Raw genomic sequence first — 22,754 nt, 5'->3', positions numbered from 1 at the left:
GACGGATCCATGGGTCTTTTGGTTAAGAATTTGAAAGCGACTATCCATAAGTGTTATTTAAACACTATAATAAATGTCAACAATACACTTATCAAATAGAGCATAGAAGATGTACCGAACCCCTTTTCAATTTGCAGACTCATACAAGCTCAGTCACTGGATTCAGTATCCGGCCGAGGTAGCGCACGTCTACTCCAACCTCACCCCTCGCTCTGGCTCACGCGCTAGCCACGACCGGTTCGTGCTTTTTGGCCTTCAGGCATTTCTTAGGAAGTTAGAGGCCACCTTTGCATCCACCTTCTTTAACGTGCCCTGCGAGGAAGCGGTAAGTGACTTCAGCATCTTCTACCGAGACTTTTTCGGGGAGATGCCCACTCAGACTCAGCTTGACTGTGTGAAGGATCTCCACGGAATTGGCTATCTGCCGCTCATCTTTAAGGCACTGCCAGAAGGGACCGTTGTCCGGCACGGAATTCCGGTTTTAACGGTGATGAACACGGATGCGAGAGTGCCCTGGCTGACGAACTTCATCGAAAGCTGGATGAGCGCAGAGTTGTGGGGGCCATGTACGTCAGCAACCACCGCCTACAACTACCGCTGCAACTTCGACCGATTCGCTGCCAAGACTTCAGAGCAGGATTTCATGCCCGAGTTTCAGGGACACGACTTCTCTTTCCGAGGCATGTTTGGACTTGAAGCCTCAACCCTGAGCAGTGCGGCACACCTCCTTTCTTTCAAGGGAACCGATACTCTCCACGCCCGAAACTGGATCATTGAGAACTATGACGCAGCGGAGTTCTTCGACATGAAGGAGTGGAATCCCGGGCTGGGGACCAGCGTTCCAGCTACGGAGCACAGTGTGATGAGCGCGGGCGGCGAGGAGAACGAGGAGCAGACTTTTGATCGCCTGCTTCGGTTGTATCCGACAGGCATCCTCTCTGTGGTGAGCGACACTTGGGACTTCTGGGCAGTGGTTACTGAGATTCTCCCTCGCCTCAAGGAGAGGATCATAGCTCGCAATGGCAAGCTGGTCATCCGTCCCGACTCCAGTCCAAAGACTCCGGTGGAGATCCTCTGTGGAGACCCTGATGCTCCCGAAGGAACTCCCGAAAACAAGGGACTCATTGAATGTCTGTACAAGACTTTCGGCGGCACGGTGAACGCGAAGGGATACAGGCAGCTGGACTCGCACATCGGGGCGATCTACGGGGATTCGATCACTCTTGCCTATCAGGAATCGATCCTTCAACGTCTGATGGACAAGGGGTTCTCATCGACCAACGTCGTTCTTGGGATCGGCAGCTACACCTACCAATACGTGACCCGAGACACCCACGGAATTGCCGTCAAGGCCACCGCCGTGGTGCTCCACGACGGCTCCGCTCGTCCGATCTATAAGGCTCCAAAGACCGACTCTGGCATGAAGAAGTCCCTCAAGGGATTCCTTTCTGTGGTTCGGGGCGAGACTGGCTTCCAGGTTGTGGAGCATGCAACTCCAGAACCGATTGATGGAGACTGTCTGCAACCCGTATGGGAAGACGGTAGATTCCTTCGCATTCAGTCATTTGAGGAAATTCGAGATCAACTGGCCCTTTATCGAGCCGAGGAAATCTATGGACTTTAATCGTTACATTCGATTCTTTGACAATTCCCAGTCCCCTCTGATCTATGGAGAAGACTGGGGCGTCTATCAGTTCCCCGACGGTCAGAACCAGATCTGGTTTTCAAAGGACTCTCAGGTTCGCAGTCTTCGTGTTTGTATGAATACGGCGACAATTCTCGACCTGGTCGCGCAGAGTGCATGGGCAGTTGGTTCTTTGGACATCTTTGTCACCTATCTTTATGGTGCGAGAAGTGACAAATCTCTGAGCGGGGAGAGGCGTGTACCGAACGTGGCCCAATATGCCCGTAGCATTCTGGCCGGTGCATCCAGCACATTAGATATTCTCGTTCCGCATGATTCGAATGAGAACGGCACGGCTTTGGCGCTCATCCCAGACATGTCTCAGTACGACGGCATTGTGTACCCAGACGAGAGTGCAAGAGGGCGCCAACCTTGGCTCCATAACAGTGGTTTGCCTGAGTACATCTTTGATAAAGAGCGAGATCAAGAGACGGGCAAGATCATTGGGCTGATCTGCCCTGCCGATGTTCGCGGCAATCGGCTGCTGGTGGCCGATGACATCTGTGACGGCGGCGCCACGTTTATCAAAGTGGCGGGTCTACTTCCCCCTTCTCAGCTGGACCTGTGTGTGGCCCACGGGATCTTCTCGGGTGGGGCGCTGGACCGTCTCACAGCTGCTGGGTACGATCAGATCTACACCACCAACAGCTTCGTGCAAAGCAAGTTGGAAGACGAAGTGCAGATCCAGTCACGATGCGTGGTGACCGACGTTTGGAACCCTTGAGATGAACGAACCTTGGCCCCTCCCAGACAAAGCTCTTGTCAGCGTCGACATTGTTTTGTTCACGATACAAGATGCCGAATTGAGGGTCTTGCTCATTCGGCGTCTGATTGAGCCGTTCGCCGGGGAGTTTGCTTTGCCCGGTGGCTTTGTGTTGGCGGATGAATCTCTGGATGAGGCTGCTGCTCGAGAATTGCAGGAGGAGACTGGGTTCAAGGCTCGATATCTGGAACAACTAAGGTCGTATGGCGACCCTGCACGTGATCCCAGAGGGCGGGTTGTCACCGTGGCTTACTATGCCCTGACCTCTGCAGACCAAACACTCCAGGCCGGGACGGACGCTCAGGAAGCTCATTGGCTTCCAGTCTCAGGCATCCCCAAACTTGCCTTTGATCACAATCAGATCCTTGAGGATGCTCACCAACGGTTGAAGGAGAGACTGGACCATTCCAACGTTGGATTTGACCTCCTTCCGAAGCAGTTCACCCTTTCTGACCTCCAGGGAGTTCATGAGGCGATCCTGGGCCATCACCTCGACAAACGGAATTTTGTTCGCAGGATGGAAATGAAGAATCTGTTAGTAGAGACTGACCAGAAGCGTGCAACCGGCAGAAAGCCCGCGCGGCTTTACACCTTTGCAGGATAGTGCAAAGCCGTTTATGATGGTGCGAGACCATGCTTGACACCTACCTCAGCCTTTTAGATCTCTGTTATTTCGAAGTGACCGAAGCCTTCAAGGGGCTGGCGGATGAGCATGTTTGGGCACGTCCGTCGCCTGAGCTGCTTTCTGTTGGAGAGAGCGCTGGACACATTGCATACTGGGAGGCCGTGCGGTTTGGTGGAGATGGGGCGGATGGCGGCGCGTTAAGGGACCTCTCGAACTGCAAGATAGCCAGTCCGTTACTGGACCAACGATTTGACTACTATCCGAAGACGCTTACTACCACACCAACCGAGGAGCAACTTGCACTCACTGCCAGCCAAGTGCAAGATGAGCTGTTGAAGGTCCACAAGGCGGCGATGGAGTTATTGAAAGCCCGGAACCCGGACCTCTCTGCCCCAGCCCCACACTGGTCCACGGAGTCTAACTTGGGTGAGCTGTTGAAGTACATGGTGTTTCATGTTGCTTACCACACGGGGCAAATGTACTCCGCGCGGCACCTTTTGGGCGAAGAGACTCCAGATAATTGATGTCCTACAACCGTTTGACCGTTCGTCGGGCTAATGACGTGAGGTTTAGAAACAAATGAGATTTATAGTCGCAATTCACCACCGGGACAACTACGACCCATCCACTGAAGACAAGGCGATGGGCCATGCCATTGACGTGCTTAACGATGAGATGGTCGCCGCTGGCATCCGTGTTTTCGTCGGCGGTCTGCACCATGCGAGCACCGCAAAATCGATTCGAGCCGATGCAGATGGAAAGATTGTTGTCTCCGACGGGTCGTATCTGAAGACAAACGAGCACGTAGGAGGCTTCTGGGTCTTGGACGTCGCAAGCCTAGAGGAAGCGATTGAGTGGGGCCGTAAGGCGACGATTGCTTGTCGTGCGCCCGTCGAGGTTCGTCAGTTCCACTTTTGAAGACTCGGGGTAACAGGTCGGACGTCTTAAAATTGCCATGCTATTTCTTCCTTTGATCGCCATTGGAGCGCTTGCGAATCAACAAACGAGTTGGCCCCTGCCTCCTGATAAACGACACAGGATTGTTTACGTTGGTTGGAATGATGAGATGGACACAAGGTCTCGCTGGGGTGCCCTACAGATGGATAACAAAGCGTTTGTAGCAACCCCAACTCCAGGGACCATCTTCCTCGGACTGGATAGGGTTCCACCCAACTGGCCCTATCACTTCCAGTGGAGCGGAGTTACTCAAGACGCTTACGTGGACGTTGCTGGCAACCCTGTGCTGATGGCCCGTGTGACCCAGGTCCAAGGTTATGCGCACTTAGATGTGGATGTGCTTGGCCCCAAGGATGAAGTCGTCAACACGATTCGTACATCCACTCTCAACACAGCAGGGATCTCGTCCGTGGACCTAGGCAAAGCGATCGGTCCAGGTTTCTATCGTTTGCGTCTTCGGCTGATTGTGGGCGGTCCCAATGAAGGTTGTTGCGCCACATACGATTGGGTCCGTTTCGTCAATCATGCAGATGCTGACTTTCTTACAAAGAACCCAGATTGGAGCTACGTCCGCCGCCACGGTGGAATGCATCGCTAGCTGGTACGATTTGCGCCATGACCCTTGCGCTTTTGATCTGTTCGTTCGCCCTGAGCAATTCTCCAAGAGTTGCCCCGCGTGACGAACTGCTGGACAAGATGGTGGGGACGTGGCGCATCACTCGCCAGTTTGCCAAGCGGAAGGCTGAGAACACCGCCAAGATCGCATGGACTCTCAACGATCACTGGCTGCGGATTGACATGGAAGACGTGCAGAAGCCAAGTAAGTACGCAGCGCATGTGTATATCACCCAAATGCAGTCCGACAAGAGCTACTCCATCCACTGGCTCGACACCTACGGTGGCACCCTCCCAGAAAGCCTCGGCGTAGGTCATCGTAAAGGCGATTCGATTGTATTCGTGTGGAAGGACTCCGATGGCGAGATGCGAAACACCTTCACCTGGCACCGAAAAGACGACACCTGGACCAGCAAAATCGAGCAGACAGGAAAAGACGGAAAATGGTCGTCATTCTGCACGGATACCTACGTGCGTTCAGGCTTATAATGGCAACCTAATGGGTGGATTGTTGCAAGGATGTAAGGTCAGCTTATGAAGGGATCTCATCCCCCGGGAGGAGAAGGTCGTTCACCTTCATGTGGCATATGATTTCAGTATATTTGGCCTTGCTTTGCGTTCCACATCGAGAAACGGAATCGGCCATCAGCCCTTCCAAGATACACATCTTCTCTTCACAGATTCGGCTACACAAAGTGAAGGGACAACTCTTTGGTGACGTGAGTTTAACTGTTTCTGGAAAGTACAAACAAACGCTATTTCGGCACTCATGTGAAGTGTTCAAAGCTGCCTATGGTGCTACCGTTCTGTTCAAAGTGCCTGTTTCCAACCATGAGGTCCACTTTGTATTGCAACAGTCAGACAGCGACCACAAAGAAATAGCGGTCGTCTCAATACGCGAGAAAGGCATCAAGCAAGTTTTTGCCTTTTCTACAAGAGGGTCACTTTCGATCCAACAAACCAACTATGGCTACTCCATCATAGAAAGCTGGGATGAGTATCAGGCTAAGTCGTTTGGCATAATTGATGAATTACACAAATCGAAACGTGGAACCTATTTCCGAGAGATGCAATTTAGAAGGTCGTCCAACTCCTTCTGGATCAACTAAACCATTTTACGTTTCTCTACAAGACATCCTGATGGCAGATGGCGACATTCTTCGATGATTCTCTTTACCCCACTAATCGCATACTACTCACCTCAACACATTTACAGCGCAAGATGCAAACAGTACCGAGCCGTCTTGACTAGAACTACAGAGAACAAGCTTGATCTCAGTGTCTTCGAAAGGAAGTCCGGATCCTCTGCCAAGATTTTGATTCGCCGTGGCTACAGGATATTGAACCCACGGGATACACACGACATTCCTTGGGGACGTGGTAGTTGTGGCTTCATGGCGACGAGAACAGGACCTGTTTTATGGGTTCTTTGCGCGAAGACAAACGACCCGAATTTATGGTCTTATACGAGCATCCAGCTATTTAGGCCCTTCCAAGGGAAATGGACTCAACTCAGTGCGCCCAAAGATAAGCTCAGTTTCTCACACAGAGGTGGCTGCTATTTTTCTAGAGGCAAGATCGTGAATTGGGATTTCACAGTAGACGGAGCGCATACCGGTGCTTCTCGCTATAAAGTAAGGGTCTTAGAGGTCCGTAGAGACCGAGCTGTCGTGAAGTTTAATGGAACTACCGAGCGGCAGTACTTGCCACACACTGGACCAGGAGGGATATGGCCGCCTCCCGACAAAGTGCCCGCTAAAGATGACCCACTTCGAGAATTTGGCTTGCGCTGGAGATGGTGGTCAGAGCGACATTAGTCTTATAATGGCGTCATGTTCCCTGCCGCTGTGCTCGAAATACCCGTCGGTACGGTAAGTGAGGCCACTGACTACTATGTCAAAAGGCTAGGCTTCGCCCTAGATTGGGGGGATGATGACGGCGGGATTGCGGGGATCTCGCGGGGGGATAGCAGGCTGTTCCTCACTAATCGCGTGTTCAGGGAATCTCTTGGAAATAGCGGCCCGGTTGTGTTCTGGATCAACCTTGAGAGCAAGGCGGCGGTAGACGAGCTATTCGCCGAATGGAAAGCAGCTCAGGTAAAGATGGTCTCGGAGCCGGAAGACAAACCTTGGAAGCTGAGGGAGTTTATCGCCTCGGACCTGGATGGGAACCTGATTCGTGTCTTTTACGACTTCCGACTGGACGCCTAAGGAAAGGGCAGATGCTTACAGAAGCCGCTTGCAGACTTTTGGCGAAAGAGTTTTATGGCCGCGTTGCGGCAAACCAGGAGCTAAAGCCGCTCTTTCCTGGCAAAAGCCTTCGGTGTGCGACAGAAGAGTTTGCTGCCTTCCTTATCCAGTTCCTGGATGGAGACCCAGAGCAAACCCAATACCGCTGGTGGCTCAGCCTGAGAGAATCCCACTCAAGGTTCAACATCACCGAACAGCATCGAACGACCTGGCTTCGCCTGATGAGTGAAAGCATCGATGCCGCTATCGAAGACGAATCCATGAGGGCGGCCTGGCGACAGTTCTTTCAAGTCAGCTCGGCCTACATCGGTGGTCAGGCCAATGAAGACCCGGAACACTCGGAACTCAAAGTACGCTGGCGCCGGCAGCAGATGCTCGATCAGCTGATTGACGCACTTGTAAACGAGCGCGATTTGGAAATCATGGAGCTAGCGAACCACTTCACTTCCCGTCCATCCGTGTTTGTAGGGATCCTCGCGCGCATGATGAAGACCGAACGTGAAGCCCTCCTTGAGTACACCCTTCATAGCATTGCGAATGACCCGGCCCTCACCGAGGCTCGCTTCAACGGACGAACCCTGCTCCACTTCGCTGCGGGCCATGCCTGCCTTCCGGTTGTCCAGCTGCTGCTATCACAAGGCGTCGATCCAGACGTGTTGGACAGCGGCAATCACACTCCGCTGTACCGGGCTGCAAGTTCTGCGCATGCCGCGAAGGTCGTCCAGGCACTTATAGATGCCGGAGCGAACCCAAACCACCCGGCGGGAATCAACCGCTCCTCACCGCTTCATCAAGCGGCCCGTTTCGGCACTCTCGAAGTCGCTAAAACTCTCGTAGCTGCCGGGGCATCGCCATCGACGAGAGACAAAAATGGCCTGACACCTCATGATCGAGCGGTCAATTGTCGCAGACACGACGTCGCCGACCTTCTGGCCTCCATAGCGTCGCAGTAGAGTCACTTCTTCGTCGCGAAATAGGCGGCGCCGATCAGGAAAAGGAACGCGATGCCATGGTTGATGGTGGGGCGCTCTTTGAACATCAGGAACGCGAAGACCACAAAAGTGACCAGGGTGATGACCTCTTGGATCACCTTGAGTTGCGTGACCGTTAACTCTCCACTTCCGATTCGGTTGGCAGGAACTTGGAAGCAATACTCGAAGAACGCGATGCTCCAGCTGGCTACGATCATGACGAGCATCGGTTTGTCTTTGAATTTCAGGTGGCCGTACCAAGCTAAGTTCATGAAGCTGTTAGAGCAAACGAGCAAGAACACGGCGATTAAAATCTTCTTCATCTGGTTTGAGTATCCACACCGGCTCTCGGGATAAGCGACTCGCTACAACTTTCTAACAGCGTGTTAACCGATCTGTGAGAGCAAAGGAGACAGGCTCACTGTATGAAACCACGAGAATCGTTGACTGACCGCCGGTGGCCCATCGGGTTGTGTAAAGGCGGTCCAAGATGTTATGGAGTTTCTGAGCTTCAGCACGAAGCTCAAGCACTTCCGCCAAGTACAGAAAATTACAGACTCTCATGAAAACTCAGCTCGCTCTTGGGTGACGACGTTTGCATAACTTCAGCCCGACTCCGCTGCCATCACGACTACATGAAAGTTCTTTTCTGGAAAAACAAGGAACGCCCACGTCCCAAAAGCGATTCGTCATTCGTTGATTATCAGTAAGAGACTTCAAAATTGGATTCGGAGATAAGGTTTGTTATGGAAGTTGAGATCTATAAAGTGAGCGCCGTGCAGGGGATGGAGATGTTTCTCAGGAACTTCTCATACGTCCCAGATGACAAGTTGACCTGGAGAGTCACCCCAACGGCAAAGTCAGCTATCCGGATTGCCGCTCACACCGCTCTCTATGCAGGAAGATTCGCTCAGATGATCAACAATCGGGCCCTACCAAAACCCGACAGTATCGAGGAGTGGGTAGCGCAACGTGAGGCGGAGGAAATCGCACTCACCGGCCGCAAAGAGATGGAAACCGTTTTCCGAAAAGGCACGGAAGAGGTGATCGCAGCACTCGACCTACTGACACCCGAAGATATCCGGACCACCCTAGATTCCGGAATGGGCTGGACCATGCCCATGACCCAACTGATGAACCTACCCGGCTGGCACGCGACGCTCCACACAGGTCAAATCGATTTCCTCCAGACCTGTTGGGACGACCAGAAAATCTATGTGTAATTTCCGACTCTAGGGTTTTAGCCCCGTCGTCCAAGTAGGTATTCGGTAACCTATGACGATGCAGGTGAAGTCAGGCGGCGAAATTGAGCACTCCTCAAATTGAGGTGATCTTGCTTGTGGGGCTGCCCGCTTCCGGAAAGTCGACCCTGTATCGCAATCGATGGGCTACAACTCACATCCATGTGAGCAAAGACAACTTCCGGAATCACTCGAAGCCTGCCAAACGGCAGGCTCGTGAGCTGCGCGAAGCTCTCGGAGATGGCCAGTCAGTTGTTGTGGACAACACGAACGTCTCAGCGGAAGAACGAGCAGCTGTGATTACCATCGCAAAGGAATACAGCGCGCGGATAATCGGTTACGTCTTCCCAATGGATGTGGGTGGGTGCTGTGAGCGCAACGATCAGCGAGAGGGCATTGCTAAGGTTCCGCTTGTCGGCATCTACGCGGCGGCAAAACGGTACGTCTGCCCCATTCTTGAAGAAGGTTTTGATGAGTTGTACGGTGTGCAGCTCTCGGCAGAAGGCTTTCGGGTTCAACCAATTCAGACCCAACATGCAGCAAGTGAAATACTTTGAATCCAAACGAATTTGAGCGCATCATGCGCAAAGGCGAATGCTTCCACGTCATCCGTGTACCACTCGGAATGTGGACCGTTGTAAGGGTGGATGGTCGTGGCTTTTCGCGCTTCACGGAAAGCCGCTTTGAAAAGCCGTTCGATCCCCGATTTCGGCAGTGCATGGAAGCCGCCGCCAAAGGGCTACTCCAAGAATTGGGGGGTATCTATGCTTACACCGAGAGTGACGAGATTTCCATGTTGTTGCCTCGAAACTGGGATGGCTTTGATCGTCAAGTCGAAAAGCTCGTTTCTCTTTCTGCCGGTGCAACAAGTGCTGCGTTTACGCATGCCGTTGGGGAACCTGCGACGTTTGACGCCCGCGTTTGGGTAGGTGCAGGCGAGGAGACTGTGATCGATTACTTCCGCTGGAGACAGGCCGATGCCACCCGATGCTGCCTCAATGGTCACTGCTACTGGACCTTACGAAAAGAGGGCATGAGTCCCAGCGAAGCAACCGCCGAGTTAGACTCCAAGAGCTCCTCTGCAAAGCAAGAGTTGCTTTTCCAAAGGGGCGTCAATTTCAATGATTTGCCCACTTGGCAACGTCGAGGCTTCTCGCTTCGGTATCAGTTGGAAAAGAGATCAGAACAAGCCACACGCCGTATCTTGTGTGTGGATGAAGAACTGCCAATGGGTAAAGAATATTCGGAGTACATCCTGAGTCTTCTTCGGGAAGGCCTAGCTTAAAGTAAAACTGTATCCCAGGGGCTAAGAGCCTTCAATCGGTCATTCTTAGGCAAATATCAAACGGAACCATTGGGGAAGATCTTCTTGGGAATGATGGACAAGTTCTTGGTGGCGCCCTTTGGATTCCCAAAAAGTTACGATCAGCTGGGCTTGGACCTCATCTCTTAGAAGTCATGGATCAACTGGTGATCCAGAAAGCTTCTGATCGCGTGGTTGTCGAAACGATGAGCTACCAAGCGGAACAGTTCTATCAAAAACGCGTCTACGTTGAACCTAGTCGATGGGTGAACTTTGCGTCCGGTTTCGATTGAATCTTCACGAGCAAAGCACTCAACCAAGAAAAATAGCCCAAAACTCGGTGTGCTCCCAGCTTTCAAGGTTGATTGCGGGGGTGTACTCCTCAGGTTTATAATCCTGAGATGGCTGACCGCGCGACTCTCATCGCTCTTTCCAATCTCGCTTGGGATACCCTGCGTGAATCCATCGACGGTTTGACAGAAGGTGTGGCCTGGGCATCCGTTCAGCTTCAGCCAAATGAATACATGCACACGGAGGGTTCGATTCTGAGCCAAATCGCTCACGTGGCAAACGGGAAGATCATCTACGGGAGCGTCGGATTTCGCGATACCGAAGTGCGCTGGCGAGAGCTGTCACCGAAGATCGATTCCCTGTGGCCAAGTCTCGACGCCGTGGTCTCCTGGCTCTACGAATCGCACGAATACTGGATGAGTTCCTGGGCAGATGTCGAAGATCTGGAAGCAGAACGCCCACGTTTTGACGGCTCCATGCAACCCGGTTGGAAGCTGATTGCGACGCAGATTCACCATGACCACTACCATGCGGGCCAGATTCAGCTTCAAAGGGCCATAGTGGCACCTTCCACAACCCCTCCTCCTATGGAGGGAGATCTTTGGGAGAAATACTGCAAAGACTTTCCGTGCTGGTAGCTGTAGGCAACCGATGTACTCTTCCTACTTAAGAAGTTTGTCTTTAAACCACTGAACCGCTTTCATCAATCCTGGCGCGAATGTCTTCTCATCATGGACACCATTGGCCTGATGATGCAGATTGGAGCCATCCCCGCGCCTCCCGGCTCCGTCAGTCTGCTGAAAGCACACTGGTGATCTACAGTCCCAGTTAGATGTGTATAAATAGCAGATGTTGGGGTCGCAATCTTAAGTTGCCAGTTTGTGGATCCAATCTCGCACCAGCAAACCATGCAGGACCAATTCCGTGTTCCAACGTCAGTGCTGAGAGGTACCACAGGCATGCCAGATGTGTTAATCAGGAGGCCACAAGGGTTCTACGAGGTCTCCACCAAGACTTGGAATGCTGAGAAGATGCTTCAACCTATCCAGACGTGCTGCAATTTTATCTGGATAAGCGAGGACCTCCTCATGCACGGTTTTCGCCCAATCGCTGTGGGGGAACGAAGAAAGGACAAACGCACTTTGTTCGACCATTTCCAATAGCCTTGGATAATCTATGAAGGCGCTGAATGCATCCAAGTTCTCAGCAAGGAACCCATGGTCAAAAATTGTTGCTGCAGAATCTGTGACGTAATCTAATCCTCCGTCGAAAGGAATCGACTCAGGAATAGGTGTGTACTCATTGTCATTCCAAGCAATGCCGGTTGAGAAGACTAGCCACCATTGTGCACGCCCGATAGTAGAGATGTTGGCCAGTCGGTCCAGTATCGCCTTGGTCACTGGGACGGACTGGCCAAGAGCGTTGAAACTGCACAGAGGGCCATGGAGATCATAAGGACCTTCTAGGTTGTAATCCACCGATAAATTTCCGCTCCAAGCATCTACACCCTCAATGTACGCATCGGTAATCCATGCATAGACTTGCTGCCGCCTAGATTCATTCATCATCTTGCTGAAGACATCTCCTCTGTCAATGGCTCGATAGAAATCGCATTCGGACTCTGGACCACCCAACCTACTCAGTTGCCCTTCCCACCAACGGATTAGGAACGCTGGAAAGAGGTAGTCAAAGAGATCCTGCTGCAATTCGACGTAGCAGAGGTCAAGTAAATAGTGCCAATAATCCTCCTGACCGATCTCGTGCCATTGCTTGGCAGCTGTTCTAATCAGATCGTCTTGCGCTTGATCAAATTGCTGCTGGATTACCTGTGTTGGCCGAACAGGGTGATCGAAAATGTCTATAATCCGTTTGACCATTGGCCGTTCGTAGAATCCGATGCTCACAAAGCGATTGTACTTGGCACAATACCAACGGCCCACTGACTAAGCAAGCGCATTCGGCAACCGTGGAATCTCAAATTCCGTCCCAAACCGCTTCGAACAGAGCGGAGAAAATGAGCAACAAACCTAAATGCATCATCGTGACCGGCCATCCAGGTGCTGGCAAGAGCACTTCATCCAAAAGACTAGACAGCATATGTGGTTGCCCGTTATAAGCCGTGACGAGATCATGGAGATATTTGGAACACCTTCGAGGTCAAACACGAAGATTTACCCGGTACCACCGATGGCGCAGTCTCAGACAATTTCTTCGAAATTGTCGGCCAGTTTCTGTCAAACAAGGTTTCTCTCATCATCGAAGCTGCCTTCCAACACCCAGTGTGGGAATCAAGACTGCCAATGCTCGTAGGGCGAAGCAATCCTATGTACATCGTTTGCTCTTGTCGAGAAGATATTGCCGCCGACCGACATTTACAGCGTGGTTTGGCAAACCCATTGCGAGAGTTCTATCACCAGGATAAAGCGGTTTCCACGTACCGTACAACGGGCCAAATCGAAACACCCAGCGAGTACCGGCCTCCAAGTTGCGATGCACCAACGATCCACTTTGCAAAGGACGGAGAAGATTCCCCTTCTATGGAAATTCTCGTCAAAGAGATTCTGGACTTCTACCCAACTTGGAATGCCATATGACAACGATTGCCTTATTTAAGAAGTTTGTCTTTAAACCACTGCACCGCTTTCGCCAATCCTGGGGCGAATGTCTTCTCGTCATGCCCGCCTCCTGGGATCACTTCAAGCTTGTGCTGAACGCCCGCTTTAGAAAGTGCCTGATCCATGTCTTTGGCCTGCTGCAGCGGGACCACCTTGTCGTCGTCGCCATGGACGATGAGTGTGGGCGGAAACTTGGAGTTCACGGTTGTTATGGGCGAGAGTTGCTTGGCCGTAGCTTCGGAAGCACTTCTCGGCCCTTTAGGGTCGATTCCGAGCGCAGGTGCGAAAAAGACCATCTGAGGATTGTCCGTAAGCATCAGCCCCGGTTTGCCCCAGTTGATTAAATCAGTCGGTGGTGCAATTGCAGCCACTGCGTTGACCGGTGAATCCGCAGAGCCCGCGATCATCAGTGAAAGATGTCCACCTGAGCTAATTCCCGACACGCCAACCCGATTTGGATCAATTCCATAGTCTGCCGCGTGAGAGTGGACGTACCGAACAGCAGTTCGAACCTGATCCACGATCTCGCTCACCTTGAATCGGGGCTGCGCACCGTGAACCACCTCGAATACGGTAAACCCGGCATCGGCAAAAGCCTTTTCAATGTCCGGCATGAAGCTCTTGAGCATGGTGTGGTCAGACATCCAGCCTCCGCTTACCATGAAAACCACTGCAGCCTTGTTCGGCTTCGCCGGCTTCAGAACGTCCATGGTGAATGCGGCGCCGCCTGCCTTCATGTAGACCACGTCTTGCGTTCGGGTCTGGGCCGAGGCAAAAATGGCGAAAGCAGAAATCAGGAGGGTAGCAAGCACCTTTGACATGGGGGCAGTATAACAGGGCCTCTGAAACTTCAGGGTTGCTACCATTCTAAAAGAGCGAGATCCACAAAATAAGCAACTAAAAGGTTGTACATCTTCAAACATTGCCGTATTATACAACCAGTAGGTTGCACATGAACACAACAATGCAAGACACCATCGAGAAAGAAATCGTCGTTCGCGCATCGAAGGAGCGGGTCTATGCCGCGCTCACAACGCCAGAGGAGTTCGTAAAATGGTTCTCACAGGGAGTGGAAGGCAAGTTCGAAACGGGTGAGCGGCCTGTCCTCGACTTCGGCGAGTACGGCAAGTTTAAGATCTACGTGGTCGCCGCAAATCCCTATGACTACTTCGCCTATCGCTGCGCGCAAGGTAGCATCTATTGTCCTCAAGGCTTCTTGGACGACGTGATGGAGCACCCGAACACCTTGGTCGAATTCACCTTAGAAACAGTACCGGAGGGCACCAAACTTCACCTTAAGGAAAGCGGTATTGCTTCACTTCCCTCGGAGGTCATCGAGCAGACATTGAAGGGTAATGCCGCTGGTTGGGACTTCATGATTGGTCGTTTGGAGGAGTATCTCAACAACGAATAATGGCAGCAGCAGAGATCTTTCGGGCGCTAGGGGACCCTATTCGTTTGGAGATGGTACAGCGGCTGTCACGCGGCAACCGCTGTACCATCGGCACCATCTCCGAGGGCCTCGGCATCACTCGCCAGGGCGCTCGCAAGCACCTCCAAGTGCTGGCCGACGCAAGGGTCGTTGCGCTGCAACCCGAGGGTCGCGATGTTCTTGTCTCCCTCGACACCGAAAGTTTAGATCAGGCGAAGCTGTTCATCGCCGAACTTGAACGCCGCTGGGATACCCGGCTGGACGCTCTCCGGAAGTTTGTTGAGGAGTGAGGATCTCTGATGTCTTTAATGACCCAATGGGCATGAAAACAGTTCGGCTTTGCGCGAACGAGCCGCTAAGCGCGGCTCGTCCGTACGTCCAGTAGAAGGGAGTACTAGCCTTCCATCGGGAATCGTTTCGTAAACCAGTCGCTCCACACGGGCTCCGCTTTGGCCACAGCCTCAGCCGAGTGGTCGCCATACAAGAAGAACCGAATCGAGAGGTAGGACTGGTCCCCCATCGGCACCGCAAAGAACTGGCAAAGGCCTGGCGCCGGTTCGCTGATACGGAGAATCATCGACATCTCATCGCCGCTGCGAACGACCTCGGCCCGGCCCGAAAGAGCGGGAGTTTCAGCGGTGGGACTGACCTCTTTCCCTTCCGTCGCGTCGGCCAACCCGAACGGCCCTGTGAGCGCCGCCCAACCATCCGATTCGCTGCCATTGCATATAGCCGTCACGTCGAAAGCTGCGCTCGGCTGACCGGGAAAGTGCTGCAGCTTGAGCCGAAGGATGGCAAAGAAGCCAACCCAACCGTTCTCAACGGATTCGTACTGACCATCCCACTCATCGGAACTGGCAAACCAACTATGAACCACCCGAACAAGGCACGTATCGCCAGACTTCGCTTCAACGATCCACTCGGTGGCCATCGGGGGTGAGTCTGGAGTCATGCCACTTCCCTCTGCCACAAAGTTCTGGGGTGGATTCCACTGGGTGATCTTTGACTCAGACTCCATCCCAGGCCCAAAGTTGGCCAACACCGTGCCTCCCACACGCTCTTCCACGGTCGTGGGCACGAACCAAGAAGAGATTCCCGGCCCCGTGGCGATCGCTTTCCAAACCTCTTCCGGTGAACCCGGTACCTCAACTTCAACTTGAACGGATCGCTTTCCGTTCGCTTCCACTTTAACGCTCATGATTGCTCCTTAACTGTGTTCTCGGATAGGGTGGGATGGGCGGCGACGATCAACCGATGCGACCGGCCGCCCGGGGACGATGCATCGTGGTAATGCGCGGCTAATGCGGTAACCGTGCGGGTTAAATCGGCAGTGAATGCGGCGCGATCGGCAGCGGAACGAAACCGTATCTCGGTATCGATCGAGAGCGTAGGCAGGTGCTTGTCCGCCTCCCGCGCTCTCCGTACAAGCTCGCTAACCTCCTGCACCACTCGTGCCGCGAGCGCTATCAGATAGCTCGCCGACAGCCGATCAGCAGTGCGTGCAGGGTCAGATGAAGCCTTCCCCATTGCAGCGGGCGCCACAACATACGAGGCCGCACTCGCCACAAAAAGCCTCTCCGTCAACCCTCCCCACTTCCGCTGTCCCGCTTCTCGCACGAGCTGGTGAGATTGCAGTGCATTAAGGTGGTAATTAGCCTTCTGCCGCGTAAGACCAACCTTCGCCCCCACGGACGCCGCAGACTCCGGCTGGCTCAATTCCGCCAACAATCGACTACGAATAGGCTCCAAAGCAACCGTTGCGGCAACCGGGTCCTGAATGACTTCGAGATCAAGCACGCCAGGATTCTAGCATTGACAACTTTTCTTGTCAATGCCTACTAAGATGAAAGTGAGTTGGTTTGAAAGAAGCGGAGTCAAATACAACCGAGGACTTTTCTTGTGTGTGCTGCAATCAGTGCCGAGACCAGATATTAGGACTCAAGCCATCTACTAAAATGAACGACAACCTCGCCGCCCACGAGTTCTATCACATCGGCCATTCGTCTCATCCGAGCTGCTTGCTCGACGTTCGCCGGGTAACAGCCTCCCGTCGAAGATGACTTTGCCGTTCCTTGCCATAGCCCCTTAAATTCCAACCGAGGGGCACGCCCGAGAGTCGTATCGGTGGCCTTCGAGCACCGATGAAAAAGCCATCAGTGCGATCATCTCAAAGAAATTGGTGCTTTGTCAGCAAGCGTCGGAGGGACTGGTATTGGTCCCGATGAACGCCTCGGCAGCGGCAAAGATGCGGTCGCGTCGGATCGGCTCCAGCCGCTCAACCCCACTCGCCATCGCCGACATGCGCGGGTTGGCTTCGAAGAACTTACGATTTCGGGCGACAAAGCGCCAATACAGGCCATCCCACACGTCGGTCCAGGCGCCCTTAGGCCAGTCCCCCATTTTTCGCAGATACGCGGAACCGGAGAAATAGGGTTTGGTCGCAAAGAGTCCTCCGTCAGCAAAGAGGCTCATCCCCATTACGTTTGGGGCCATGACCCAGTCGGCCGAATCGATAAACATCTCCATGAACCATCGATAAGCTGCTTGGGGATGAACGTCGGCCATCAACATACTTGCTCCCAGAATCATGAGCCGCTCTATATGGTGGCAATAGCCGTACTTGACTGTCCGCCGAATGACTGTGTCGAGGGGGAGGAGACCCGTCGAACCGTCGTACCAACTGGGGGAAAGGAGGCGCTGTCCACCAAAGGTTTGCGGCCAGGACTCCGTTTCGAACCCGCGGATCCCGTACTCCCGATCAATCCCTCTAACGAATTCGCGCCACCCGAGGATCTGGCGAACAAACCCTTCTGCACTAGCCAAGGGGATGCCCCCAGCCCTATAAACACTCATCGCCCGCTCGAGCAGCTCTGCGGGGGTAATCAGACCGATGTTCAGGTAGGGCGAGAGCACGCTGTGCCAAAGAACGGGCTCCTTAACACGCATCGCGTCCTCGTAAGGACCGAAGCCTGCAAATCGTTCTTCTAAGAATCGGTCCAACCACTCGTTGGCGGCACGACGTGTCACGGCGTACGAAAATTCGCGGGCATCTCCCGGGTGATCAGGAAAACGCTCTACCACCATTCTGATCACCTCCTGGGTAACTGCATCCTGCTCTGGCCGTGGGACAAAAGGAGCGGAGAGCCCCCGTGGGATCGGCTTCCGGTTCTCCTCGTCAAAGCTCCACCGACCGCCCACCGGTTCGCCATTCCCTTCCATCAGCAAACCCGTGCTCTGTCGCTGGAGTCTGTAGAAGTCCGCCATGAGGAGCCGCTTTCGGTCTCGAAAAGCATGCCAATCTTCTGAGGTCGTGAAGAATCCAGGATTTCGAATGAGCCGCACTTTCGCCCCGGTGCTCTCCGAGATGGCATCGAGGGTGGCACCAAAGAAGCGGTCCGCCGGTTCGTAAGCGACCAGCTCGGTCAGTCGGAGTTCCTCGATCCAAGTTCCAAGGGCCGTTGTGTAATCCGCAGGACCTTCGCCAAGGCTCTGATAAGTGACGGTGACACCCTCCGCCCGCAACTCCTCTGCAAAGTGCCGCATCGCGCTGAAGAACAGCACCAGTTTCTGCTGATGGTATCGAAACCGTGTGGCCAGCCCTTCATCCTCCCGCATGAACACGGGAGTATCCGGCGAAATATGGCTTCGCGCAGCAAAGAGTTGGTCGCCAAGAATCAAGACCCCGGTCGGCATGTCGCCTACTTCTACGCATCCATTTCGCCGAAAGCACATTCAGACTTAAAAGGCGAACCAAGTGGATCAGGTACCCTGACGACACCCGTACCGGTAGCTAAGCATCGCACTACACACTCGGATGAAAGCCCATTAACGAAGTTTGGAACTACTTGTGAAAACGAGCGGGCCCGAAAAGAAAAGATTGGTAGTCCGTGCTGTACGACTTACGAACTATTGCGACAGATGGAAAGGCTCCCTATCAGTCAGTCAGTCGAGCCGAGCACGAAAACGGTGTTATCGTCAGGGTCTTGAAAGCCGAAGGTGCGAGCGCCCCAAGGCTGATCTACCAATGGCTCTAGGTCCTTAAGCTTTGCAGCCCACTCCTCATGAAGAGCCTCGACATTGTCTACTTCTAGACTAACGCAGGCCTTCCTTCCGTGGCCGTCCATTGGCGAGTCAAGGTTAATTCTCATACCCTGGCGCTCAAGGCCAACAATTCCGGAATGACCATCCTCTGAGGACTCGAACACGATTGCAAACCCGAGGGTCTCGACGTAGAAATTCTTGGCTACAGCAAGGTCGAACGAGGGCAGGTTGGGGACTGCAATGTTCATCCTCCGATTATACTGCAGCAGTTCAGCGGTGACGGACACAAGCAAAAAGGTTAGACTCTCGCCTGATCTGACGGCATTGGGACGAAAAGATTGGTACTCCGGACGGGATTCGAACCCGCGACCTTCGCCGTGAGAGGGCGATGTCCTAAACCACTAGACGACCGGAGCGTCCTGCGAAAGATATTATACCCAAGCCGTTTCCCCCGCGCAACTCCCCCGCTACTTAAGCGGGGGCATCGGCTTGAAGGTCCAGGCGCGAGAGAGTGGGACCTGGTCGAACGCATGAGGGCCAGACTCGGCAACGCCAGGCGGCAGTACATTGCGGCCGCTGGGCCCACCCGCTAACATCTCAATGATCTGAATGTAAGTCCCTCGGTTGGAGTAGGGGATCGGAACCTGGTCGGGCACTTGGATCGATCCAGGTACAAATCGCCCCGGCTGACTCAGAGCGTCCGCCAGGGCCTTCGCCACGATATCCTTCGCCTTGCGGCCCTGCAAATAGTTGAACTTGGTCTTCCCTTCCAACGCTGCCAACATGACCGAAGGCTGCGCGACCAATCGGAAATTGTCGGGTGAGGCGAAGTTGCCTGTAGTCGGCATGAACAGCTCTTTGCGGAGGTTGTTCATGAACCGAAGGAAGGTCGAAGCCTGACGAGAGCCATCCACTAGACGACCATCGAATCCCGCGATCCCTTCATCTTTACTCTCGATCAACGGCGCAAAGAACGGCCAATCCTCATCGGTACGAGCAATCGACCAAGCTCCGAACTCAAGGTCCTGAGCGTTCAGCTTAGGCTTCTGAAGCGTCCTCGTCAGCTCGCTGACCCTAAAGATCCGCCCCCAGACCGGTGTGTCAAAGTTGGGCCACCACGAGACGGGCTTGTTGTTCCAGTTGGTGATCAACCCACCCTTCGGGTTCAAAACGTGGGGCATCTGCTCAAAAGGAATAAAGCCTTTCCACGCAAACTCAGACCCGGCAGGCGTCGGGAATCGAGGGTCCAATCCGGGTGCCCGCATCGGAACCAGGCCAGCATACTGGTACCCAATGTCGCCATCCATCGTCGCGTAGAACACGTTGAAGTTCATGGTGGCGTGGCGCAAGGTGGTGCTTACCTCCGCAGCATTCTTCGCCTTCCAAAGCCCCGAGATCGCCACAAACGTTTGCAACTCCTTCATGAAGTAGCTGGTCTTGTTGCTAAACACCGTGTTGCGGGCGCTCAGGATGACAGGACCGTCTACCGTGCGCTTCTGGATGATGGTCTGAGTCGCCCCGCCCTTCACCGGAAGTTCGCGCTTCAAAGTCACCAACTGCCGAACCGAATTGCCATCCAGATAGCTGTTCGCGTCCGGCTGTTTCGCAAAGATCACGTCATCCGTATCCGCCACACCCGTGGTCAAGCCCCAAGTGATCCGGTCCGTGTGACCAATAATCACGCCTGGCACACCCGGAACATCCATCCCCTGAACGTCCATTCCAGGAGCCTGAATCGAAATCTCATGGCAAATGCTCGGAGTGCGAAAACCCATCTGCGGAGCCGACAACAGCAACGCCCGCCCAGTAGACGACCGCTTGGGAGACACCACCGCACAATAGCTTCCGGTCTTAAACGGCACCGCCGCACTCATTGCTACCCGCGTAGAGGCTTCCCTTTCCACAATATTCACCGCGGGCAAAAGCTCAAACAAAGAAAGCTTCGGCAGCTTGTTCCAATGCGCCAATGTCTGTTGACGCGTCGGGGCGACAAAACTGGGGTGCGGCCCTTGCTCGTCTTCTTTCTGAACCGTGGTTGGCGACGAAGGATCGTTCTGCCAAGCAAAATCGTCGAACACATCAAACACCTTGTCCTTCGTTTTCGCCTGAGTCTGCAAATACGAAATCAGCGCCATATTGCGGATCTCGCCTGCCCCACCTCTCCCGAACTGCTGCAACAGCCGAACGCTAATCGCTACCGAATCAATAGGCGTCCAAGGTTTGGGCGACAACCCCATCTGCTCATACTGCTTTGGCAATTGCCCCGCGCGGATAAATTCGTTGACCCCATCCGCATAGCCCTTAAACGCTTCCTGATTCTCCGGGGGAAGCGCATCAAACTGTTGCTGAAGCTCCTCATCCGTATAGCCAGTGCTCAGCACCTCTTTGTCAGAGGCCACATACTTGGCCCCAAACGCCTCCGCCATACGGCCACGCGCCACGCGTCGGCTGTTCTCCATCTGCCACATCCGGTCTTGCGCCACCGCAAAGCCAGCCGCCTTCCAGGCCTCATAGGGTGTGTTAGCCCGAATGAAAGGCACGCCATAAGCGCCGCGCTCAATGGCAGGAGTTTGCAGGAGAAGCACAAACGACAACAGCGTGTAGGGCATACGCCTAATCTACACGCTGTTGAACAATTTTATGAAGGGGTCCGGTTTAAGGGAGCAGTCTTCGCCCGCCACCCAGGGCTTTTCGGCTGACGACGGCGTACAAAATTCCAGCCACGCCAATCACTACCAAGGCAGGAATCAACAGAGAAAGCATAGCCGCGATCAACTTGTACGCGAAGTACACAGCGAATACTGTTGCCAATAGCATCAATCCCAGTCTTATGCTTCCCGACATAAACGTCTATCTCCTGATTGACTAACCCCAGAGGACGGCCTCAATCTGCACGTCCACCATATTAGTTTTACTCTACTTTGTATTGACGGCAGAATCATTTAAAACCTCCCTTAAAGGGGTCTTTGTACCCGCTCGCGGTAGATTATAGATGCGATGGCTTTGCCCGTGATCCGATCCCGACCCTTTGATGCCTCTCAGGAAGACCCTTTGAGCATCAATGCTCCCCTCACTGCCGACTGGCTCATCCGTTTTCTTAAAGATGAGGTTATCCGTAGAAGGGGTATCGAAAAAGCGGTACTGGGTCTTTCGGGAGGCGTCGATTCGGCCGTGGTGGCCTATCTTTGCGCCAAAGCCTTTGGCCCCGAGAACGTGTACGCCTACCGAATGCCGTACAAAATCTCCAGCCAAGAAAGCATCGATCACGCGAACCTCGTGGTCGATGACCTCGGAATCCACGCACGCACCATCGAAATCACGAAAATGGTTGATGGTTATATTGAGACCTTCGAGCCAGAGATTGTTCCCGCTCGTCTCGGAAACGTCTGCGCCCGCTGCCGAATGATCGTCATTTTCGACCAAAGCGCCAAAGTAGGGGGCCTCCCCATCGGCACCGGCAACAAGAGTGAGCGGCTATTCGGCTACTACACCTGGCACGCCGACGACTCTCCCCCCATCAACCCCCTAGGCGACCTCCTCAAAACCCAAGTCTGGCAAGTAGCAAGAGAGCTAGGCGTTCCCAGCCAGATCATCGATAAACCAGCCTCCGCCGACCTCATCAAAGGCCAAACCGACGAATCCGACTTCGGCATCACCTACGCCAAAGCCGACAAAATCCTCTACTACATGACCCAAGGCTACAGCCGCCCAAAACTCATCGCCATGGGCTTCCCCGAAGACGAAGTCGCCCTGGTCTGGAAACGAGTAGACGGCACCCACTGGAAACGCCGCCTCCCCACCGTAGCCATGCTTAGCAGCACCGCTATCGGCGAATACTATCTGCGACCTGTCGATTTCTAACTGTATTCAGGTCTTTATCTGAACCCATCACGCCTCAGATAAAGACCACCCTCTTCTCGTACCCTCAGGGATGCGTCGTGCGATAGCGAGACGCCGGGCGGGCGGG

General features: G+C 53.7%; 28 protein-coding genes and 1 tRNA gene. 18 read left to right on the top strand and 11 right to left on the bottom strand.

All coding sequences use genetic code 11. The features are described from left to right. Positions 1 to 109: 109 nt before the first annotated feature. From ACZ51B_RS18865 to ACZ51B_RS18820, 10 genes are all read left to right on the top strand, one after another. A complete protein-coding gene (locus ACZ51B_RS18865; RefSeq protein ID WP_464294890.1) occupies positions 110 to 1,624 on the top strand; it encodes a nicotinate phosphoribosyltransferase in 1,515 nt (504 codons plus the stop codon). After that, entirely contained in the window at positions 1,614 to 2,408 is a 795-nt protein-coding gene (locus ACZ51B_RS18860) for a hypothetical protein (RefSeq protein ID WP_464294889.1), read from the top strand. The genes ACZ51B_RS18865 and ACZ51B_RS18860 overlap by 11 nt, the downstream gene beginning before the upstream one ends. Before the next feature lies 1 nt (position 2,409). Then, positions 2,410 to 3,051, top strand: coding sequence for an NUDIX hydrolase (locus ACZ51B_RS18855; RefSeq protein WP_464294888.1), 642 nt, complete (start codon positions 2,410 to 2,412; stop codon positions 3,049 to 3,051). Between the two features lie 29 nt (positions 3,052 to 3,080). Continuing rightward, positions 3,081 to 3,596, top strand: coding sequence for a DinB family protein (locus ACZ51B_RS18850; RefSeq protein WP_464294887.1), 516 nt, complete (start codon positions 3,081 to 3,083; stop codon positions 3,594 to 3,596). 55 nt (positions 3,597 to 3,651) lie between these two features. Further along, on the top strand, positions 3,652 to 3,990 hold the full coding sequence (locus ACZ51B_RS18845; RefSeq protein WP_464294886.1) for a YciI family protein: 339 nt from the start codon (positions 3,652 to 3,654) through the stop codon (positions 3,988 to 3,990). 148 nt (positions 3,991 to 4,138) lie between these two features. Continuing rightward, on the top strand, positions 4,139 to 4,627 hold the full coding sequence (locus ACZ51B_RS18840) for a hypothetical protein (RefSeq protein ID WP_464294885.1): 489 nt from the start codon (positions 4,139 to 4,141) through the stop codon (positions 4,625 to 4,627). 17 nt (positions 4,628 to 4,644) lie between these two features. Then, positions 4,645 to 5,133, top strand: coding sequence for a DUF1579 family protein (locus ACZ51B_RS18835; RefSeq protein WP_464294884.1), 489 nt, complete (start codon positions 4,645 to 4,647; stop codon positions 5,131 to 5,133). Between the two features lie 89 nt (positions 5,134 to 5,222). Beyond that, entirely contained in the window at positions 5,223 to 5,753 is a 531-nt protein-coding gene (locus ACZ51B_RS18830; RefSeq protein WP_464294883.1) for a hypothetical protein, read from the top strand. 723 nt (positions 5,754 to 6,476) lie between these two features. After that, the gene (locus ACZ51B_RS18825; protein WP_464294882.1) at positions 6,477 to 6,854 is read left to right on the top strand and encodes a VOC family protein; all 378 of its coding nucleotides are present in this window, start codon (positions 6,477 to 6,479) and stop codon (positions 6,852 to 6,854) included. A gap of 11 nt (positions 6,855 to 6,865) precedes the next feature. Then, complete coding sequence (locus ACZ51B_RS18820; RefSeq protein WP_464294881.1) at positions 6,866 to 7,846, top strand: ankyrin repeat domain-containing protein; 981 nt, start codon at positions 6,866 to 6,868, stop codon at positions 7,844 to 7,846. Between the two features lie 2 nt (positions 7,847 to 7,848). Here the strand turns inward: ACZ51B_RS18820 and ACZ51B_RS18815 are convergent, their stop codons facing one another. Together ACZ51B_RS18815 and ACZ51B_RS18810 are read right to left on the bottom strand one after the other, a co-directional pair. Further along, entirely contained in the window at positions 7,849 to 8,187 is a 339-nt protein-coding gene (locus tag ACZ51B_RS18815; RefSeq protein WP_464294880.1) for a DMT family protein, read from the bottom strand. Positions 8,188 to 8,239: 52 nt separating this feature from the next. Further along, positions 8,240 to 8,428 carry a hypothetical protein gene (locus tag ACZ51B_RS18810; protein WP_464294879.1) on the bottom strand — a complete coding sequence of 63 codons (189 nt, stop codon included), beginning with the start codon at positions 8,426 to 8,428 and terminating at the stop codon, positions 8,240 to 8,242. 182 nt (positions 8,429 to 8,610) lie between these two features. Between ACZ51B_RS18810 and ACZ51B_RS18805 the strand changes: the two genes are divergently transcribed. The 5 genes from ACZ51B_RS18805 (at position 8,611) to ACZ51B_RS18785 (ending at position 11,337) form a co-directional block, all read left to right on the top strand. Beyond that, on the top strand, positions 8,611 to 9,087 hold the full coding sequence (locus ACZ51B_RS18805; RefSeq protein WP_464294878.1) for a DinB family protein: 477 nt from the start codon (positions 8,611 to 8,613) through the stop codon (positions 9,085 to 9,087). Positions 9,088 to 9,170: 83 nt separating this feature from the next. Beyond that, on the top strand, positions 9,171 to 9,662 hold the full coding sequence (locus ACZ51B_RS18800; RefSeq protein ID WP_464294877.1) for an AAA family ATPase: 492 nt from the start codon (positions 9,171 to 9,173) through the stop codon (positions 9,660 to 9,662). Continuing rightward, positions 9,659 to 10,390, top strand: a complete 732-nt coding sequence (locus tag ACZ51B_RS18795; protein WP_464294876.1) for a tRNA(His) guanylyltransferase Thg1 family protein — start codon at positions 9,659 to 9,661, stop codon at positions 10,388 to 10,390. The genes ACZ51B_RS18800 and ACZ51B_RS18795 overlap by 4 nt, the downstream gene beginning before the upstream one ends. Before the next feature lie 173 nt (positions 10,391 to 10,563). Beyond that, complete coding sequence (locus ACZ51B_RS18790; protein WP_464294875.1) at positions 10,564 to 10,701, top strand: hypothetical protein; 138 nt, start codon at positions 10,564 to 10,566, stop codon at positions 10,699 to 10,701. Positions 10,702 to 10,809: 108 nt separating this feature from the next. Continuing rightward, complete coding sequence (locus ACZ51B_RS18785) at positions 10,810 to 11,337, top strand: DinB family protein (protein ID WP_464294874.1); 528 nt, start codon at positions 10,810 to 10,812, stop codon at positions 11,335 to 11,337. A 333-nt stretch (positions 11,338 to 11,670) separates the two neighbouring features. Here ACZ51B_RS18785 and ACZ51B_RS18780 read toward each other — a convergent pair whose 3' ends face one another. Both ACZ51B_RS18780 and ACZ51B_RS18775 read right to left on the bottom strand, forming a co-directional pair. Beyond that, entirely contained in the window at positions 11,671 to 12,603 is a 933-nt protein-coding gene (locus tag ACZ51B_RS18780; RefSeq protein ID WP_464294873.1) for a hypothetical protein, read from the bottom strand. Positions 12,604 to 13,304: 701 nt separating this feature from the next. Next, positions 13,305 to 14,135, bottom strand: coding sequence for an alpha/beta hydrolase (locus ACZ51B_RS18775; RefSeq protein WP_464294872.1), 831 nt, complete (start codon positions 14,133 to 14,135; stop codon positions 13,305 to 13,307). Positions 14,136 to 14,266: 131 nt separating this feature from the next. Here ACZ51B_RS18775 and ACZ51B_RS18770 point away from each other — a divergent pair, with 131 nt between their 5' ends. Beyond that, positions 14,267 to 14,728 carry an SRPBCC domain-containing protein gene (locus ACZ51B_RS18770; RefSeq protein WP_464294871.1) on the top strand — a complete coding sequence of 154 codons (462 nt, stop codon included), beginning with the start codon at positions 14,267 to 14,269 and terminating at the stop codon, positions 14,726 to 14,728. Beyond that, a complete protein-coding gene (locus ACZ51B_RS18765; protein ID WP_464294870.1) occupies positions 14,728 to 15,036 on the top strand; it encodes an ArsR/SmtB family transcription factor in 309 nt (102 codons plus the stop codon). The genes ACZ51B_RS18770 and ACZ51B_RS18765 overlap by 1 nt, the downstream gene beginning before the upstream one ends. Before the next feature lie 104 nt (positions 15,037 to 15,140). On the opposite strand, the gene ACZ51B_RS18760 is transcribed toward ACZ51B_RS18765, so the two are convergent. The 7 genes from ACZ51B_RS18760 to ACZ51B_RS18730 all read right to left on the bottom strand — a co-directional run bounded on the left by ACZ51B_RS18760 (position 15,141) and on the right by ACZ51B_RS18730 (position 21,604). Continuing rightward, positions 15,141 to 15,944: an SRPBCC family protein gene (locus ACZ51B_RS18760; RefSeq protein ID WP_464294869.1), complete on the bottom strand. Its 804-nt coding sequence runs from the start codon at positions 15,942 to 15,944 to the stop codon at positions 15,141 to 15,143. After that, positions 15,941 to 16,543, bottom strand: a complete 603-nt coding sequence (locus tag ACZ51B_RS18755; RefSeq protein ID WP_464294868.1) for an ArsR family transcriptional regulator — start codon at positions 16,541 to 16,543, stop codon at positions 15,941 to 15,943. The genes ACZ51B_RS18760 and ACZ51B_RS18755 overlap by 4 nt, the downstream gene beginning before the upstream one ends. 390 nt (positions 16,544 to 16,933) lie before the next feature. Continuing rightward, positions 16,934 to 18,439: a cryptochrome/photolyase family protein gene (locus tag ACZ51B_RS18750; protein WP_464294867.1), complete on the bottom strand. Its 1,506-nt coding sequence runs from the start codon at positions 18,437 to 18,439 to the stop codon at positions 16,934 to 16,936. A 245-nt stretch (positions 18,440 to 18,684) separates the two neighbouring features. Next, a complete protein-coding gene (locus ACZ51B_RS18745; RefSeq protein WP_464294866.1) occupies positions 18,685 to 19,035 on the bottom strand; it encodes a glyoxalase superfamily protein in 351 nt (116 codons plus the stop codon). Between the two features lie 91 nt (positions 19,036 to 19,126). Further along, positions 19,127 to 19,203: transfer RNA gene (locus ACZ51B_RS18740), tRNA-Glu, on the bottom strand. Between the two features lie 51 nt (positions 19,204 to 19,254). Next, entirely contained in the window at positions 19,255 to 21,396 is a 2,142-nt protein-coding gene (locus ACZ51B_RS18735) for a penicillin acylase family protein (RefSeq protein WP_464294865.1), read from the bottom strand. A 46-nt stretch (positions 21,397 to 21,442) separates the two neighbouring features. Further along, positions 21,443 to 21,604, bottom strand: a complete 162-nt coding sequence (locus ACZ51B_RS18730; RefSeq protein WP_464294864.1) for a hypothetical protein — start codon at positions 21,602 to 21,604, stop codon at positions 21,443 to 21,445. Positions 21,605 to 21,784: 180 nt separating this feature from the next. Between ACZ51B_RS18730 and ACZ51B_RS18725 the strand changes: the two genes are divergently transcribed. Further along, complete coding sequence (locus ACZ51B_RS18725; protein WP_464294863.1) at positions 21,785 to 22,648, top strand: NAD+ synthase; 864 nt, start codon at positions 21,785 to 21,787, stop codon at positions 22,646 to 22,648. The last annotated feature ends 106 nt before the right edge of the window (positions 22,649 to 22,754 follow it).

Source organism: Fimbriimonas sp. LA-C6, assembly GCF_055398105.1.
This window is presented reverse-complemented; position numbering and strand designations above follow the sequence as displayed.

Bases quoted from the DNA above. Each gene is read 5' to 3' on its own strand.
- ACZ51B_RS18865 (WP_464294890.1), top strand. From the start codon at position 110: ATGTACCGAACCCCTTTTCAATTTGCAGACTCATACAAGCTCAGTCAC.
- ACZ51B_RS18860 (WP_464294889.1), top strand. From the start codon at position 1,614: ATGGACTTTAATCGTTACATTCGATTCTTTGACAATTCCCAGTCCCCT.
- ACZ51B_RS18855 (WP_464294888.1), top strand. From the start codon at position 2,410: ATGAACGAACCTTGGCCCCTCCCAGACAAAGCTCTTGTCAGCGTCGAC.
- ACZ51B_RS18850 (WP_464294887.1), top strand. From the start codon at position 3,081: ATGCTTGACACCTACCTCAGCCTTTTAGATCTCTGTTATTTCGAAGTG.
- ACZ51B_RS18845 (WP_464294886.1), top strand. From the start codon at position 3,652: ATGAGATTTATAGTCGCAATTCACCACCGGGACAACTACGACCCATCC.
- ACZ51B_RS18840 (WP_464294885.1), top strand. From the start codon at position 4,139: ATGGACACAAGGTCTCGCTGGGGTGCCCTACAGATGGATAACAAAGCG.
- ACZ51B_RS18835 (WP_464294884.1), top strand. From the start codon at position 4,645: ATGACCCTTGCGCTTTTGATCTGTTCGTTCGCCCTGAGCAATTCTCCA.
- ACZ51B_RS18830 (WP_464294883.1), top strand. From the start codon at position 5,223: ATGTGGCATATGATTTCAGTATATTTGGCCTTGCTTTGCGTTCCACAT.
- ACZ51B_RS18825 (WP_464294882.1), top strand. From the start codon at position 6,477: ATGTTCCCTGCCGCTGTGCTCGAAATACCCGTCGGTACGGTAAGTGAG.
- ACZ51B_RS18820 (WP_464294881.1), top strand. From the start codon at position 6,866: ATGCTTACAGAAGCCGCTTGCAGACTTTTGGCGAAAGAGTTTTATGGC.
- ACZ51B_RS18815 (WP_464294880.1), bottom strand. From the start codon at position 8,187: ATGAAGAAGATTTTAATCGCCGTGTTCTTGCTCGTTTGCTCTAACAGC.
- ACZ51B_RS18810 (WP_464294879.1), bottom strand. From the start codon at position 8,428: ATGAGAGTCTGTAATTTTCTGTACTTGGCGGAAGTGCTTGAGCTTCGT.
- ACZ51B_RS18805 (WP_464294878.1), top strand. From the start codon at position 8,611: ATGGAAGTTGAGATCTATAAAGTGAGCGCCGTGCAGGGGATGGAGATG.
- ACZ51B_RS18790 (WP_464294875.1), top strand. From the start codon at position 10,564: ATGGATCAACTGGTGATCCAGAAAGCTTCTGATCGCGTGGTTGTCGAA.
- ACZ51B_RS18785 (WP_464294874.1), top strand. From the start codon at position 10,810: ATGGCTGACCGCGCGACTCTCATCGCTCTTTCCAATCTCGCTTGGGAT.
- ACZ51B_RS18775 (WP_464294872.1), bottom strand. From the start codon at position 14,135: ATGTCAAAGGTGCTTGCTACCCTCCTGATTTCTGCTTTCGCCATTTTT.
- ACZ51B_RS18770 (WP_464294871.1), top strand. From the start codon at position 14,267: ATGAACACAACAATGCAAGACACCATCGAGAAAGAAATCGTCGTTCGC.
- ACZ51B_RS18765 (WP_464294870.1), top strand. From the start codon at position 14,728: ATGGCAGCAGCAGAGATCTTTCGGGCGCTAGGGGACCCTATTCGTTTG.
- ACZ51B_RS18760 (WP_464294869.1), bottom strand. From the start codon at position 15,944: ATGAGCGTTAAAGTGGAAGCGAACGGAAAGCGATCCGTTCAAGTTGAA.
- ACZ51B_RS18750 (WP_464294867.1), bottom strand. From the start codon at position 18,439: ATGCCGACCGGGGTCTTGATTCTTGGCGACCAACTCTTTGCTGCGCGA.
- ACZ51B_RS18745 (WP_464294866.1), bottom strand. From the start codon at position 19,035: ATGAACATTGCAGTCCCCAACCTGCCCTCGTTCGACCTTGCTGTAGCC.
- ACZ51B_RS18735 (WP_464294865.1), bottom strand. From the start codon at position 21,396: ATGCCCTACACGCTGTTGTCGTTTGTGCTTCTCCTGCAAACTCCTGCC.
- ACZ51B_RS18730 (WP_464294864.1), bottom strand. From the start codon at position 21,604: ATGCTATTGGCAACAGTATTCGCTGTGTACTTCGCGTACAAGTTGATC.
- ACZ51B_RS18725 (WP_464294863.1), top strand. From the start codon at position 21,785: ATGGCTTTGCCCGTGATCCGATCCCGACCCTTTGATGCCTCTCAGGAA.